Origin of the sequence: Streptomyces asiaticus (genome assembly GCF_018138715.1) — a bacterium.
GTDB lineage: Bacteria > Actinomycetota > Actinomycetes > Streptomycetales > Streptomycetaceae > Streptomyces > Streptomyces asiaticus.
On sequence record NZ_JAGSHX010000006.1, the window covers coordinates 7,760,039 to 7,774,776 of the forward strand.

The window sequence follows — 14,738 nt, forward strand, 5'->3', positions numbered from 1 at the left end:
GGTGATCTTGGAGCGGGGCGGTGGGGTCGGGAGACGGGGGCTGGGTAGCGGCGATGATGCCGCCTTCGCCGCCTTCGCCGCCTCCGGCGCGGCGCGTGGCGGCGGGTGCGGGCGGTGCCCCGCTTTGTGGGCAGAGTCAATTCGTCTGGGGTCGGGGACCGCTGATACACAAGGTTGCCTGCCTGATTTTCGGCATTCTGGTGGCGAGGCCGCGGGCACGGGACTGACGAACCAAATGCTCGGGAATAAGGAGTTACGGGCGGCGGAGGCGGCGTGGGGCGGTCCGGCTGACCGAGGCGTTTGGAACCCGTTGCCGCGTTGCGGGCCGTTAGCCTGTCGGTATGTCAGAGCGTGTCATGCCCGGTCGCCCGGACGGCCTGATCACCCTGGGCGCCGCGGACGCTCTGTGGGTCGATGTGACGGCCGACAGTGCTGTGCCGACGGCTTCTGGGGCATTCACCTGCTCTCCTGCCCATGCCCGGATGGGGTACGTCCTGCTCGGCGGTCATGTGGTGGCGACGGTGAGGGCGAGCGGCGGTCAGTGGACTGTTCCGGAGGCTGAGGTGCGCCGGGCGGCCGCGGAACTGAACGCGGTGGCGATGGATCGGCAGGACCTGGTCCGCATCGGTCCGTTTCGTGGGGCGCCTAGACAGGACTGCGACGAGGAAACGCAGCTGCGCTGGCGCCGGCGCATCGCGGGGGAACTGCGGGAGCCGAGCGGCCCCGAGCGGGCAGCACGAGGTGAAGTCGGCCGGCCGTACCATCTGGCGGGGATCGACTGGCGACAGATACTCGTGGAGCAGACCCGCGACGGGACGCAGCGGACGTGGTGGCTGCCGCGCGCCGTGGTCAGGCTGCTCGACGCGGCCGAGCACGCCGAAACACGGTGGGTGCACGCCGCGCGGACCCGCCAGGCAGGCGCAGCCGCCACCGAGCCGCCCTCCCACCCCCGGCAGGCCCAAGACGCCGACGGTCGGCAGACGACGAACCCCGAGGGCCCCACCGCCTCACCGCGCCCGTACAACGGAGAGCTGGAAGGCCAGCTGTACTCGGTGCTCAGCAGGAAGCCCGGCACCTCCCGCAGGGTGGCCGGGTGGGTGTGCGCCGTCTGCCGCACCGCGCCCGCCACCGTGCTCGACCACTGCCACGAACACGGCTACGTCCGAGCCCCTGTCTGCCAGTCCTGCAACACCCAGGAACGCCCCGACCACCTGTACAGCAACGACATCCGCGTGGCGAACCGCTACACACGCCTCTTCGACACCGGCGCCGACGACTGGCTTCGCCACTGGCACCGCTGCCCCGGCTGCCGCGCACGCACCACCTTGCCCCTGCCGCACCTCGCCGCATGGACCGCCCACATAGCCTGCCGATCGCTGCGCCCGACCCACCGCGCCCCCGGCGGGCGCGAGCCCTGCGGTGTCCTGCGCGTGTCCTGGACGGGCAGTCAGAACGCGCCCCGTGCCTGCCTGCTCACTGTCGCAGTCGATTTCTGCCCCTCCGGCGAGCACCGTGTCCTGGCGCGAGTCCCCTACCGCGAAGCCGCCGAGCGGTTTCGTCTCTGGTTGGCCGAAACGGCTCCTGCTGTGGCCGCCGCGGCCGGTCCTGACCGCCTGGACGGCCTCCCTGCCCAGTTCCGGCCAGTCATCGCGGACACCAGCGGCGAGGGCCTGGCACTGTTCTGAGTGGGCACCGGGAGACCGGAGAAGTGACGCCCGCCGGAGATGTGGCGTGAGTTGTTGTCGATGTCGCCTTGCCCCGTGTGAACCGGGCCCGAGCTGTCCTTGATCACGGTGCCCACATCCCCGGTGATGTCCCGGCCCTGTACCACCGGGCCGTTGAGCAGTTGCTGGCGGGTCCGCGGGTCGGCGTGGGTGGACGTCTCCCGCAACGTGTGCGTCTGCGCGATGAGGCCAGGGAGGAGGAACCCCGGACCGACCGTCTGGCCGAGGCGCCGATAGTGGTCGAACAGCGAACGGGACACCTCCAGCACCTGCGCGCCACCCGGTGCGGACAAGGCCTCCGAGCTGCCCGCACCCAGACTCATCAGTGAGGCGGCGCCCGCGCTCACCATCTGCCTGCGAGGCACGGGCTTGAACCAGCTCCGCCGTCAGTGGACAGCTGCATCAGCCATACCTCCTCGTCGAAACCATCTGGCTCCTCAGTACGGGCGTCGGTGGGCGGGTCCTGCAGACTGAGGTTGAACTCGTGATGTCGCCGGGTTGCTCAGGTGAGTCTGATTTTCGGGGCGGTCTCGGCGAGGCAGCGGTCTATGACCAGACCGCCGGCCGCCGCCGATCACCGGGTGCGCTCAGTGCGGTCGTCGTACTCCTCACGGGCGGTGATGACTTCTTCGATGTGCAGCACGGACCACTCCGTGAGCGCCTTCAGCGGTTCCCGCAGCGTCTGGCCGAGCGCGGTCAGCTCATACTCCACGTGCGGCGGCACCTCTGGGTAGACGGTCCGGCTGACCAGCCCGTCGCGTTCGAGGGTGCGCAGCGTCTGGGTGAGCATCTTCTCGCTCACGCCCGCCAGCGCCTGCCGGAGCTGGCCGAACCGGGAGGTCCCGTTCCGGCCGAGTTCGCCCAGCACGAGGACCGCCCACTTGCTGCCGATCTGGTCGAGCAGGTCCCGCGACGGGCAGCCGCGCTCGTACGGATCGAATGACGGTATGGGCCCGGTCACTTTCTCGGCAGTAGCCACAGGGCTCACCTCAATGCTATCGGTCGGGTAAGTACCGTACCAACAAGTGGCTACTCCCCAATAGAGAGTCTCCAGGTCATTCTTGTGTCCATCCCGCCGCGGACAAACCGCGGCAAGCGTGTGCGGCACGCACGGAAGGAAGGAATGACCATCATGTCGATCGTCGTCACCGGAGCCACCGGCCAGCTGGGCAGGCTCACCGTCGAGGCACTGCTGCGGCGCGGGATCCCGGCTGCGGACATCATCGCGACCGGCCGGGACATCGCCAAGATCAAGGACCTGGCCGACCGAGGCATCACGGTACGCCGCGCCGACTTCGCGGGCACCGACGGCCTGGCCGAGGTATTCGCGGGGGCGGACAGGCTGCTGCTGATCTCGGCCTCGGTCCCTGTGGGCGAGCGGGTCGCCAACCACCGCCGCGTGATCGACGCCGCGGCGTCCGCAGGCGTGTCGCTAGTGGCGTACACGAGCACGACGCACGCGGACACGGCCACCACCGTCATCGGTGCCACGCACAGCGAGACCGAGGACTATCTGCGGGACCGCGGAATCCCCAGCGTGCTGCTGCGCAACGGCTGGTACTTGGAGAACTACACCAGCCAGCTGCCGCAGATCCTGCAGAACGGCGCCGTCGTCGGTGCCGCAGGCGAGGGGCGGATCAGCGCAGCGTCCCGCGCCGACTACGCCGAGGCCGCAGCGGTCGTCCTCACCGCTGAAGGCCACACCGGCGCCGTGTACGAGCTCGGCGGCGACGAATCCTTCACCCTGACTGAGCTCGCCGCCGCGATCTCCGCTGCGGCCCGGAAGCAGGTTACCTACGCTGACCTCCCGGTGGCCGAATTCGCCCAGGTACTGGCCACCGCGGGCCTACCCGCCGAGCTGGCGGAGGTCCTCGCTGACGCTGACCGCGGCATGAACCGCGGCGAGATGTACACCGACTCCGGCGACTTGCGCCGCCTGATCGGCCGCCCGCCCGTGACCCTGGCCGAGGCCCTCGCGGTCGCCGCCCTGCATTACTGAGGTTGAACTCGTGATGTGGCCGGGTTGCTCCGCCTGCTCCAGGGTCCTGTGCGGGCGGTGCTCCTTGTAGAAGGATGCGTACTCGTGCAGGGCGTGGCGAAGGTGGTTCAGGTTCCAGATCAGGGTCCGGTCCAGAAGTTCCCTGCGGCAGGTCTGTATCCAGCGCTCCATGAGTGAGTTCGTCCGTGGTATCCGAATGCCGGTGGGGTGCGTGGGCGTCCGCGTCGCTTGGGTACGCAGGTCGCGGCATGGCGCCGCCTGAGCAGGTCGCGATGCCGGCGCAGGACCGTGTCGGGGCGGACCAGCAGCAGAAGGTGCCGCAGTCTGTCTTTGGGGAGGTGGTGGAGCAGGCCGGCGAGGGTGGCACGGTCGCTGTCGGTGAAGGTCGGCTTGCCGACCCGGCGTTGCAGGGCCAGCAGTTGGTGCCGGAGTACGAGGACCTCGACGTCCGGAGCCGGATCCCCTGTGACCTCGACCCACGCCTGGAGCGCGTTCTCCAGGAGCATTGTTGGTGAGGTGCCGACGGCGACGGGCTCTGCTGTGCGCGGGCGCGATTTGTCTGTTCTGCGGGGATGGGGGACTTGCTTCTTTCGCTGCCTGGGCCAGGAGTCTCGCACTGCGAGCTCGACATCGTCAGCGTTTTTGGCAAGCCCCCGCAAGCCGACGGCAGCTACTACGCGAGAGTGACGTCATGGCAGGGCTGGGCTGAGTCCGTCTGGCGGGCAGTGAGTCGCGCACGAACCGAGCACCAAGAACTTCACCCCGCCAGATGCCCCCCCATACGAGAGCGGGTCTCGGCGTCGGTCGAACACCCGCCGCCGACGGCGGGGTCGGCCGGCGGGCGGGAGGCAGTCGGATCGGACACGGCGGCCCTTTCCGTCACGAGGCCGGGGCGCGGGGCAGAACGCCACCATGTGCAGGGAGCCGGCGCAACAATGCATGAGCTCGTCGTGGCCGGGTGACAGGCGGGGACGGGGTTGACCGCCTCGCGCAGTCAGGATGCTTTCAGGCAGCCGATGGCACGGTCGGGCCTCATGACGCATGAACTGTCTGAGACTCCCCAAGCCGCACCGGGCGGCACCACGCCCGCTCGGCACGGACATCGTCTGCGCTGGAACAAGGTGCCCGAGGTCACCGCCTACTTCTGGATCATCAAGGTGCTCTGCACCACGGTCGGCGAGACCGCTGCCGACCTGCTCAACGAGAAGGCCGGGCTGGGCCTGACCGGCGTGTCGGTGCTGATGAGCGTGCTGCTGGCGGGCGTGCTCGTCGTCCAGTTCCGTACGACCTCCTATCGCGCTGGTGTGTACTGGCTGGCCGTCGCCCTGATCAGCGTGGTCGGCACCCTGATCAGCGACAACCTCACCGACAACATGGGCGTCCCGCTGGAGACGAGCACCACGGTGTTCGCGCTCGTCCTCGCGGTCGTGTTCGTGGTCTGGTACCGGCGCGAGCGCACCCTGTCCATCCACAGCATCGACACCACCAGCCGCGAGTCGTTCTACTGGCTGGCGGTGCTGTTCACCTTCGCCCTCGGTACGGCGGCCGGCGACCTGGCCTCCGAGGGCATGAACCTCGGCTATTCGCTCTCCGCGGTCCTGTTCGCCCTCGTCATCGCGGCGGTGGCGGTCGCGCACTTCGCACTGGGCCTGGACGCGGTATGGAGCTTCTGGATCGCCTACATTCTCACCCGCCCCCTCGGCGCCTCGATCGGCGACTACCTCTCCCAGCCGAACGCAGCTGGCGGTCTTGGCCTTGGCACCGTCGTCACCAGCGTGCTCTTCCTGGCGGTCATTCTCGGCCTGGTGGTGTACCTGACGGTGACCCGCAGGGACGTCGTCGAGCCGGAGAGCGTGGCACGTCAAGCGGCCTGACCAGTGCAAAAGGCGTTCAGGATGCGTTCAGGAGGCATTTGGCAGGGTTGCGTGCCTTGCCCGCCGTCTGCGGTCGGCCGAGGCAGCAGGGCGCCCACTCCACTGGGGGCGAGCGCCCTGTCGTCGTCCCCCCACTCGACAAGGAGTATCCGACCTTGGAGAATCCCGAACCCCTCACCGACCTCGACGTCGCGAGCACGCACCAGTCCGCGGCGAGCAGAACCAAGACGGTGATGAAGAAGCTGCCGGAGGTCACCCTGGCCTTCTGGGTCATGAAGATCGCCGCGACAACGCTGGGCGAGACGGCCGGTGACCTGTTCGCGCAGACGCTGAAGCTGGGTTACTTCCTCACCACGATCGCCCTGTTCTTGATCTTCGTGGTGACTCTGGTCGTCCAGCTTCGATCGCGGCACTACAACCCGTTCTTCTACTGGACCGTGATCTTGTCGACCAGCATGGCCGGTACCACGATGTCCGACTTCATGAACCGCGATGCCAGCGCCAAGTTCTTGTCGAACGGCGCCAAGTCTCTCGGCTGGGGCCCGCAGGGCCTGGGCCTGGGCTACCCGACCGGCGCGGCGATCCTGATCTCGATCCTGCTGGTCATCTTCGCGGTCTGGAAGGTATCCGGAATGACCTTCCAGATCCGCGACATCGTCACGTTCCGCGGCGAGGCCCTGTTCTGGTCGGCGATCCTGGTCTCCAACACCCTCGGCACCTCCATGGGCGACTTCCTGTCCGACAGCTCCGGCCTCGGCTACCTGGGCGGCGCCCTCCTCGTCTCCGGAGCACTCGCCGTCCTCCTCGCGCTGATGAAGGTGCCGATGGTGCCGAACGTGCTGCTGTTCTGGATCGCCTTCGTCCTCACCCGCCCGCTCGGCGCCACCGCCGGTGACTTCCTCACCAAGCCGGTCGCCAAGGGCGGCCTGAACCTCGGCACCGCCGGCTCCTCGGCCGTCCTGCTGGCCGTCCTGTTCGGCCTGATGGCCTACGCCCACATGCAGGAGAAGAAGCACGCGGTGACGCGCTCCGAGCAGGAGCAGGCCCTCACCCGGCAGGCAGGGTGACCGTGAACCGGGCCCCTGGCGCGTGCCCGGGATCGTAGGACACCTCGCCGCCGACGGCGCGGGCCAGGCGTCGCGCGAGCGGCAGCCCCAGTCCCGCGCCGTCGTGCCCGTCCGTGGCGGCGGCGCGTCGACCCGGCTGGAACAGCTCGCCGGCGAACGCCTCCGGTACACCGGGCCCGTCGTCGACGATGTCGATCAGAACAGAGCCGGGCCTGCGGTGCGCGGACACGGTCACGCACGAGCGGGCGTATCGGACGGCGTTGGCGAGCAGCGGGCTGACGATGCGTTCGAGCAGAGCCGGCGTGACACCTGCCTCCAGCTGTGGACAGACCGCCTCCACCGTGGCCTTCACCGGATGCGGTGCCTCGAGCTGCTGGGCAAGACGGCGCAGAACGGGGACGACACCGGTCGTACCGGGGACCATTGAAGGGCTCCGCGCATTGTCGCGGGCGTCGTTCAGCAACGTGTCGCAGATCGTGAGCATGGATTGGGTGGCCTCGGCTATCACCTGATGACTGGCACGGGTCTCCTCGGTGGAGCGGGGGCGTCCCCGCCACCAGTCGAGTTCCGTGATGATCCGGCTGATGAGCGAGAGCCGGCCCCGCAGCGTGCGTGGAGCCAGGTGGCCCGGAAAAGACCTCATGACAGCCGGTGGCCGATCCCGCGTGCCGTGCCGATCGTCAGCGTGCTGCCGACTTCGCGCAGCTTGCGGCGCAGCCGGGTCAGGTACTGGTCGAGGGTGTTGTCGCTGACCTGCGTGCCCTCGGGCCAGCCGACCCTGACCAGGTCGCGACGGCGCACGAGGTCTCCGCTTGCGGCGACGAGCGCGGCCAGCAGTCGGAACTCTGTCGGGGACAGGGCAACGAGGGTATCGCGAACGGTCACGCTGTGCCGGACCGCGTCCAGCGTCAGGTCTCCGACTGCGGCCGTGGAACACGGAGAGGACCGCTTGAGTGCGGCTCGCAGTCTGGCGGCGAGTTCGGCGAGGTGGAACGGCTTCGGCAGGTAGTCGTCGCCCCCGCGGAGAACCCGGACAGCCGGTCGGTGATGTGGTGCCGAGCGGTCAGGAAGATCACTGGGGCGAGGAACCCGTTCGCGCGGAGGGCCTGGCACACATCCCGTCCATCCGCGTCGGGCAGGCCGATGTCCAGCACGGCTGCCGCCACGTTCGCCGTGGCCAGCCGCAGGGCGGTGGTGCCGTCGGCGGCGGGAACGGGATCGAAGTCCTCGTCGTACAGGCCGCGGCGCAAGACGTCACGCAGGGCGTGATCGTCCTCGACGACCAGGATTCTGGGGCCCATGGTCCTCCTCCGCCGGCCGTGCGGCCGGGTGGGTCGAGTCGCTGAGGAAGGATGCGGGCAGCCAGCGGGCCGCGGCGCACAGGCACACTCCGAGCCAGCCGACGGCGAACAGCCAGCCGCCGACGACGTCGGTGAACCAGTGCACCCCGAGGTAGGCGCGGGTGAGTCCGACCAGCAGGCCCCAGCAGCCGACGGCGACGCCAAGCGCCGTCCCGCCGCGCGGGGCGCGCAGGCTCAGCGCCACGATCAGCAGCCCGGCGGTCAGTGCGGCCGTGGTGGTGTGCCCCGACGGGAACGCCCAGCCGCTCGCGTGCGTGGCCCAGCCATCCCGCGGCGGCCGGGCCCGGTCGATGAGCTCCATCACGCCGAACCGAAGCGCCTGTCCCGCACCGAGGCAGGCCGTGCAGAGTGCGGCGGCGAGCAGCCTGCGCCGCGCCGTCCGCACCATCACGACGCCCGCCAGTACGGCGAGGACGTACGGGATGACACCGGTTCCGGTGGCCGTCAGCCCGCGTGCCAGGGCCGGCGCCACATCGGGGCGGTGGCCGACGGACCACGAGAGAAGGCCGTCGTCCAGCCACAGCGGAGCGCCACCGCCGCCCACGACCACCATGGTCAGCACTCCCAGCACCGTCCAGGCGCCGAGGCCCGCACTGCCCGCCAGCCCTGCGGCGTCCCTGCGGTTCACGGGGCAGCCAGGAGCGGACGCAGCACAGTGGCGCTCAGGCGACGGGCAAGTGTCTGCGCCCACCGCCGCAACAGGATCATCGCAGCGGAGGCCACGAGCACGCCCACGAGCACGCCGACCGCGACGTCGTGCGGGTAGTGCACGCCGACCCAGGCCCGGGAGGCCGCCATGGCGAGCGCGGCAACGGCCGCGACCGCTCCCAGGCGACGTGAGACGAACACCAGCGCCACGGCGGTCGCCGCAGCGATCGCCGCGTGATTGCTGGGAAAGGACCAGTCACCCGGCGCCGGACATGCCTCCAGCGTCCTCACGCGCAGGTTCCGGCACGGCCTGTCCTCACGCACCACCAGCTTCAGGACGGCATCCACGCCGTACGCCAGGACCACGGCCACCGGCGCGGCCAACGCCGTCACCGCCGTCACCGCTCCTGTCCGCCGGGCCTGCCACCAGCCCAGGACCATCAGCAGAGCGAACACCGCCAGCCCGTACGCCGACCACGCCGCCACCGCGGTGTCCACCCAGCCGGGCGAGCGCCCCGCCAGGTCCACCACATCCGTGTACGCGGAGCCGTCGATCGACGCTCCGCCGAACGCGAAGGTCATCGGCGGGCCGCCTTCGCCCTGGCCTGCCTGCGGTTGCGGTGCAGCTCGGCGGCGAGCGGAATCAGCGAAACCACCACGATCAGCGCCACCAGCGGCAACAGATAGCGGTCCACGCCGGGGATCGCGGAGCCCAGCGCGTATCCCGCCAGGGACAGGCCGACGCTCCACACCAGGCCACCGACCACCTGCCAGACGGTGAACACCCGGACGGGCACGTCCAGCGCCCCTGCCAGCGGATTGAGGACGGTCCGCACCATCGGCACGAATCGCGCCAGAACGATGGCCTTCGCATGCCCGTACCGCGCCAGCAGCTCCTCGGCCCGCTTCGCCCCCTCGTGCAGCCGGGCGGAGCGGCTGCGAGCGAGCAGGGCACCGCCGGCCCGGCGCCCGATGAGATAACCGCACTGCGCACCCGCCAGCGCGCCGAACGCCGCGGCGGCCAGCAGAGGGCCCAGGGACAGCCGTACGCCGTGCTCCCCCGCGCCCGTGCACAGCAGGCCCGCCGTGAACAACAGGGAGTCGCCCGGCAGGAAGAAGCCGATCAGCAATCCCGTCTCAGCGAACATCACCGCGCCGACACCCAGCACGCCGAACGCGGCCAGCAGCGAGTGCGCGTCGAGCGGGTTCACAGCGAGCTGCGACGATAGAACCACGGGTGTGGTCATCGGCATGAGTCCTTTCCCTGCGGACAACCGGATGCATACCCCGACCGACTACAATCCTGTAGACGGTCTGCGTCACTGTAGACGATGGTGGGGTGAGAATCGTTCCCATGACCGACGCGAAGGACGAGCGCCGACCCGCGGGTGAGCTGGAGGCGGCCGTGATGGCCGCCCTGTGGGCTTCGGACACGCCGCTCACCCCGGCCCAGGTCCAGGCCGAGCTCTCCTCCGGCCTGGCGCGGACGACCGTGACGACGATCCTTTCCCGCCTGTATGAGAAGGGGACCCTGGAGCGGGAGCGGCAGGGCCGCGGCTACGCCTACCGCCCCATACAGGACCCGCACGGCCTGACCGCGCTGCGCATGCACGGCGAACTCGACCGCGACAGCGACCGGGAGAGCGCTCTGGCCCGCTTCGTCGCCCAGCTCACCCCGGACGACGAGCAGGTCCTGCGGCGACTGCTGGAGGAGGGCCTGTGACGATCACGCTCCTGCTGATCCCGCTCCTTCTGCCCTGTGCGTCGCCTTTCCTGGCCCGCCGGATCCTCGACCACCGCTCGCCGGTGGCCGCTCTGTGGACCCTCACCGTCTCCGCGCTCCTCCTCGCAGCCGGTACCGTCGCGGCACTCGGCACCTTCGCGGTGACCGGCCTGCTCAAAATCCCGGCCTTTGCCGCGCTGGGCGAGCTGGTCCACCCTCTGCGGACGCCCTCCGAACGGCTGGTCCTGCCCGTGGCCGCACTGGCCGCCGGTCTGCTCACGCTCGGCACCTTTGCGCTCGGGCGCTCGGCCGTGCGCCAGGCCGCAGGGCTGCGCACCGCCCGCTCCCAGGCCGAACGCCGGTCCACCGCAGGCGACCTGTGCGTCGTCGACTCCCCGCACCCGGACGCCTACGCCCTGCCCGGCCGCCCGCACCGCATCGTCGTCACCACCGGCATGCTGCGTGCCCTGCGGCCGGACGAGCGGGAGGCCCTCTTCGCGCACGAGCGCGCCCACAACACCGGCGGCCACCGCTACTTCCTGGCCGCGGCGGAACTCGCCGCCCACTGCCACCCCGCCTTGCGAGCGGTCCGTGAAGCGGTCCGGCTGGTCGCGGAACGCGCCGCCGACGAGGCGGCCGCCACCGCGGTCGGCGACCGGCGCCTGACCGCCCGCGCCATCGCGCGAGCCGCCCTGGCCGCGCACGCGGCGGACTCGGATCGCCCGGCGTTCACACCGGCGGCGACCACAGGTCCTGTGCCGCGGCGTGTGGCCGCCCTCCTGTCCCCAGCCGCACGAACACCGCGCATCGTGCCGTGGATCGCCGTTCTCCTGGCCGCCTGCGCGGTGATCTCCTGCGCCACTGCGGCGACCGGCGCACTCAGCGTCCACCAGGACATCGAAGTCGCCCAGGGCGAGGCAAGCCGCTGAAACGGAGAGCGCCCAACCGGTATCCCCGGACAACCAACCACAGGTTCCGTCGAACTGGAGGGCGCGGCGGGCGTCAAAAAGATCGCCCGGCGCACGGGCCGCGCGACGTCCCGCGCAGCATCAGGGACCAGTGACCGCTTACTACGGTGCGTGATCGACGGCGAAGACCAGGTAAGCGCCGTACAACGCGGACAGGGCAGTCGTCGAGCCGAGCAGGAGGACGCGCACGCTGCCGGAGCGGACTCGGGCCAGCCCGACCGCCAACGGCAGCAGCAAGGGAAAGGCGGGCACGAGGAATCGGGCCCGGGCGCCGAAGAACGCCGAATCCCCGACAGCGATCACCAACAGACCCACGCTGTACACCACGAGCGGCAGCGGCTGGCCGTGCGTCACTGTCATGGCTCCGAGGGCTATGGCGGCGCACAGCACGAGCGCCACGACCATCCAGGCGAACGGCACGGACGTGGGATGAAGGAAGACCCGGCCCAGCTGGCGGACTGTGGTGACTCCCCAGTCGAATCGGGAACGCCACAGTCTCTGGACGGCGAAGTAACCGTCCCAGTGGCCGAGCCGGGCACCCACCCATGTGATGAACCCCAGCCAGCCCAGCGGGGCGATCAGCGCACCCAGGCAAGGCCGCCATCCTGCCTTTGCCGGCTGCCGTGCCGGACGTCTGCGGATTCGTACCAAGGCGACGGCTGCCGCCCCGTCGATCGCGACCACGAGGGCCACCGCGCTGGGCCGGGTCAGCCCCGCCAACGCGCACAGGACGCCGGCCCATATCCAGCGCTGGGTCAACGCCGCAAACAGGGACCAGGCGGCCAAGGCCGTGAACAGTGCCTCCGTATAGGCCATGCTCTCCACCACGGCATGCGGCAGCGCTCCCCAGAGCACCGCGGCCAGCACTCCGGTGTGCTTGCCGTAGCGCCAGGCGGCAACGGCGAAGATCCCCCAGGCCGCGGTCAGGGACGCGAGCCAGGAGACCAGAAGAGCGGCATGCGGGACGGGCAGCGACGTCAGGCTGTGCACGAGCCGGATCAGGGCCGGATACAGCGGGAAGAACGCCAGGTTGGAGCAAGCGTTCCCTGCCTGCGGACTGGTCGCGAGTACGGGCAGGCCGCAGTCGTATCCGTTCACCGCGATATTTCCGTACCGCTCGGCGTCCCATATCGTCGCCAATCGTTCCAGTGCTGGATCTCCACGCCGGTGGCCGCAGTACAGGAGCACCGCCACCCCGACGGCCCGCACCATGGCGAAGCCCAGCACAGCGGGCGCCGCGTCACGGGCTGCCGCACGCAACCGGTGGTATCGAGGGGCACGGCTGTCCCCTGCTTCGACGGTGATGGCCGACGGCCGGGGTTTCACGAGGCGATCCCCTACGCGAGAAGCGGCTTCGACTCATGCGACATCGCCACGTCCTGCCTGGTCATATCGTCACCATGGCATCTCGTGGCCACCCGCACGCGTCGGAGCCGTCCACACGGATTACTCGGCGCTGACCGAGCGCGGGCCTCGGGCGCGAGACCGACCGGAAACATGAAGAATAAGAACCGACATGTCTTCCGGCTCTGCTGTGACCGGAGGCCCCGTGATCGCCTCGTCCCGAACACGCCCCCGGAGTACCGTCCGTCTGCTCGCTTACGCCCTCGGCGTCGCCGCGGCGGTGGCCGCGCCATGGACGGGAGCCGCAGGAACCGGGCACAGGGCCGGACATGTCCCCACGCCCGACCACGTGGTCGTCGTCGTCATGGAGAACCACGCGTACGACCAGATCATCGGCAGCCCCGGCGCTCCGTACATCAACTCACTGGGAAGGGGCGGCGCCGTCCTGACCAGCTCCTACGCCATTGCCCACCCCAGCCAGCCCAACTACTTCGCACTCTTCTCCGGCGCGACGCAGGGCATCACCGACGACAGCTGCTACACCCCCGGCTTCCGCTCCGCCGCCAACCTCGCCTCCGAGCTGACGGCCGTCGGAAAGACCTGGGCCGGCTACAGCGAGTCGCTGCCCAGCCAAGGTTCGACCATCTGCGACAGCGGACGCTATGCGCGCAAGCACAACCCGTGGTTCGGGTTCCGCAACGTCCCCCGATCCAGCGCCAAGACGTTCGCACAGTTCCCGACCGTCTACGCCAGGCTGCCCACGGTCTCCTTCGTCATCCCGAATCTGTGCAGTGACATGCATGACTGCCCGGTCTCCGCCGGCGACACCTGGCTGCAGAAGCACCTCGGCGCCTACGCGGCCTGGGCCGAGACCCACAACAGCCTCCTCGTGGTGACCTTCGACGAGGACAACCAGCACAGCAAGAACAAGATCGCCACGGTGCTGTACGGTCAGCCGGTGACCGCGGGCAGCAGATCGGCGACCAGGTACGACCATTACGACGTGCTGCGCACCATCGAGGACATGTACGGCACCTCGCACGCCGGGCACGCCGCCACCGCGTCGGACATCACCGGTATCTGGGCGAGCTGAGCGCGGGTACGTCTGCGGCACGCCGCAGCGCCGGGACCCCGCGGCGTGCCGCCCTGGCTCGGACCTGTGAGACACCTCCTGGGCGCGTTCAACCGGTGTCCGGTCACGCTTACCGAGCTACCGGGCCGAGCTTCTGGGCTGTGAGCCCAAGGTCTTGTGGCGTGCTGGCCCACGATGCGTGCACGCGGTCACGGACGGGTGGGCCGGCTGTTGGTCATGTCGCGCCGGTGAGATGGGCGAAGACGACCACGTTGGACGCGTATCCGGTGGACCGGGAGTACGAGCCGCCGCAGGTGATCAGCCGCAGCTCGGGGCGGTTGGCGGTGCCGTAGACCTTGGTGTTGGGGATCTTGTTCTTGGGGTAGACCTCAATGGCGTCGACGGTGAAGCGCGCGACCTTGCCGTCATCGCGCTGGACCTGAACCGGCTGCCCCTTCTTCAACTTGCCGAGGTTCCAGAAGACGGCATTGCCTTTGCGGATGTCCACGTGGCCGTAAAGGATGGCGGTGCCCGTCTGGCCGGGCGTGGCGCCGTCCTTGTACCAGGCAACGAGGTTGTCCTTGTCGACTGGCGGCTCCTTCAGATGACCTCCTGCGTCAAGGCCAAGACCCGTCAGCGGAGCGTCGACGGAGATGGCGGGGATACGCAGCCGTTGGGGCTCCGAGCGGGGCAGGGGGCTGACGGCCGCTGTCCGCGCGGCGGTTGCGGCCGCCGCGCCGGGCGACGGAGTGAAGGGCTGGGCCGCGCCGGGAAGCGGCGGGTGACGCGTCACGGTGCCGTCGTGCATCAGCCAGCCGCCCAGTATCAGACTGGTCATGGCCAGGGTGTAGCCTCCGACCACCAGGAACCGGTGCCTCATGTGTCCTCCCGCGAACGGCGTACGGGTGCGTGTGCGCGTCGTCGTGATGTCATGACCCTGTGGTGGCCCGTGTCAAGT

At 69.8% G+C, this 14,738-nt stretch carries 15 protein-coding genes and 2 pseudogenes; 8 read left to right on the forward strand and 9 right to left on the reverse strand.

Annotated elements, in window-relative coordinates; translation table 11 throughout:
• The first annotated feature begins 341 nt into the window (after positions 1 to 341).
• Complete coding sequence (locus tag KHP12_RS40985) at positions 342 to 1,685, forward strand: endonuclease domain-containing protein (protein WP_210609070.1); 1,344 nt, start codon at positions 342 to 344, stop codon at positions 1,683 to 1,685.
• Between the two features lie 613 nt (positions 1,686 to 2,298).
• On the opposite strand, the gene KHP12_RS40990 is transcribed toward KHP12_RS40985, so the two are convergent.
• Positions 2,299 to 2,703 carry a winged helix-turn-helix transcriptional regulator gene (locus KHP12_RS40990; RefSeq protein ID WP_086879203.1) on the reverse strand — a complete coding sequence of 135 codons (405 nt, stop codon included), beginning with the start codon at positions 2,701 to 2,703 and terminating at the stop codon, positions 2,299 to 2,301.
• Positions 2,704 to 2,847: 144 nt separating this feature from the next.
• Between KHP12_RS40990 and KHP12_RS40995 the strand changes: the two genes are divergently transcribed.
• Positions 2,848 to 3,723 (forward strand): SDR family oxidoreductase, encoded by an 876-nt coding sequence (locus KHP12_RS40995; RefSeq protein ID WP_211834306.1) that lies wholly within the window; start codon positions 2,848 to 2,850, stop codon positions 3,721 to 3,723.
• A 93-nt stretch (positions 3,724 to 3,816) separates the two neighbouring features.
• Here the strand turns inward: KHP12_RS40995 and KHP12_RS53865 are convergent.
• A pseudogene (locus tag KHP12_RS53865) lies at positions 3,817 to 3,894 on the reverse strand (integrase core domain-containing protein); the annotation flags it as partial.
• Positions 3,895 to 3,971: 77 nt separating this feature from the next.
• Here KHP12_RS53865 and KHP12_RS53870 point away from each other — a divergent pair.
• The 3 genes from KHP12_RS53870 to KHP12_RS41010 all read left to right on the forward strand — a co-directional run bounded on the left by KHP12_RS53870 (position 3,972) and on the right by KHP12_RS41010 (position 6,664).
• A complete protein-coding gene (locus tag KHP12_RS53870; protein WP_425573812.1) occupies positions 3,972 to 4,238 on the forward strand; it encodes a hypothetical protein in 267 nt (88 codons plus the stop codon).
• 519 nt (positions 4,239 to 4,757) lie between these two features.
• Positions 4,758 to 5,597, forward strand: a complete 840-nt coding sequence (locus KHP12_RS41005; RefSeq protein WP_211834307.1) for a COG4705 family protein — start codon at positions 4,758 to 4,760, stop codon at positions 5,595 to 5,597.
• 155 nt (positions 5,598 to 5,752) lie between these two features.
• The gene (locus tag KHP12_RS41010; protein WP_086879206.1) at positions 5,753 to 6,664 is read left to right on the forward strand and encodes a COG4705 family protein; all 912 of its coding nucleotides are present in this window, start codon (positions 5,753 to 5,755) and stop codon (positions 6,662 to 6,664) included.
• Here KHP12_RS41010 and KHP12_RS41015 read toward each other — a convergent pair.
• The 5 genes and pseudogenes from KHP12_RS41015 to KHP12_RS41035 form a co-directional block, all read right to left on the reverse strand.
• Positions 6,645 to 7,307: a sensor histidine kinase gene (locus tag KHP12_RS41015; protein WP_211834308.1), complete on the reverse strand. Its 663-nt coding sequence runs from the start codon at positions 7,305 to 7,307 to the stop codon at positions 6,645 to 6,647. The genes KHP12_RS41010 and KHP12_RS41015 overlap by 20 nt on opposite strands.
• Positions 7,304 to 7,965, reverse strand: a pseudogene (locus KHP12_RS41020) (response regulator transcription factor). The gene KHP12_RS41015 and the pseudogene KHP12_RS41020 overlap by 4 nt, the downstream one beginning before the upstream one ends.
• Positions 7,919 to 8,653, reverse strand: a complete 735-nt coding sequence (locus KHP12_RS41025) for a phosphatase PAP2 family protein (protein ID WP_211834309.1) — start codon at positions 8,651 to 8,653, stop codon at positions 7,919 to 7,921. Before KHP12_RS41025 ends, KHP12_RS41020 begins: the two are co-directional and overlap by 47 nt.
• Positions 8,650 to 9,255: a phosphatase PAP2 family protein gene (locus KHP12_RS41030; RefSeq protein WP_086879209.1), complete on the reverse strand. Its 606-nt coding sequence runs from the start codon at positions 9,253 to 9,255 to the stop codon at positions 8,650 to 8,652. Before KHP12_RS41030 ends, KHP12_RS41025 begins: the two co-directional genes overlap by 4 nt.
• Positions 9,252 to 9,920: a DedA family protein gene (locus tag KHP12_RS41035; RefSeq protein ID WP_211834310.1), complete on the reverse strand. Its 669-nt coding sequence runs from the start codon at positions 9,918 to 9,920 to the stop codon at positions 9,252 to 9,254. Before KHP12_RS41035 ends, KHP12_RS41030 begins: the two co-directional genes overlap by 4 nt.
• Before the next feature lie 107 nt (positions 9,921 to 10,027).
• Here KHP12_RS41035 and KHP12_RS41040 point away from each other — a divergent pair, with 107 nt between their 5' ends.
• Both KHP12_RS41040 and KHP12_RS41045 read left to right on the forward strand, forming a co-directional pair.
• The gene (locus tag KHP12_RS41040; protein WP_086879210.1) at positions 10,028 to 10,396 is read left to right on the forward strand and encodes a BlaI/MecI/CopY family transcriptional regulator; all 369 of its coding nucleotides are present in this window, start codon (positions 10,028 to 10,030) and stop codon (positions 10,394 to 10,396) included.
• Complete coding sequence (locus tag KHP12_RS41045) at positions 10,393 to 11,325, forward strand: M48 family metalloprotease (RefSeq protein ID WP_086879211.1); 933 nt, start codon at positions 10,393 to 10,395, stop codon at positions 11,323 to 11,325. Before KHP12_RS41040 ends, KHP12_RS41045 begins: the two co-directional genes overlap by 4 nt.
• 141 nt (positions 11,326 to 11,466) lie before the next feature.
• Here the strand turns inward: KHP12_RS41045 and KHP12_RS41050 are convergent, their stop codons facing one another.
• On the reverse strand, positions 11,467 to 12,591 hold the full coding sequence (locus KHP12_RS41050; RefSeq protein WP_086879212.1) for a glycosyltransferase family 39 protein: 1,125 nt from the start codon (positions 12,589 to 12,591) through the stop codon (positions 11,467 to 11,469).
• A 289-nt stretch (positions 12,592 to 12,880) separates the two neighbouring features.
• On the opposite strand from KHP12_RS41050, the gene KHP12_RS41055 reads away from it, so the two are divergent.
• Positions 12,881 to 13,801 (forward strand): alkaline phosphatase family protein, encoded by a 921-nt coding sequence (locus KHP12_RS41055; protein WP_086879213.1) that lies wholly within the window; start codon positions 12,881 to 12,883, stop codon positions 13,799 to 13,801.
• A gap of 214 nt (positions 13,802 to 14,015) precedes the next feature.
• Here KHP12_RS41055 and KHP12_RS41060 read toward each other — a convergent pair whose 3' ends face one another.
• On the reverse strand, positions 14,016 to 14,618 hold the full coding sequence (locus KHP12_RS41060) for a class F sortase (RefSeq protein WP_211834311.1): 603 nt from the start codon (positions 14,616 to 14,618) through the stop codon (positions 14,016 to 14,018).
• Between the last annotated feature and the right edge of the window lie 120 nt (positions 14,619 to 14,738).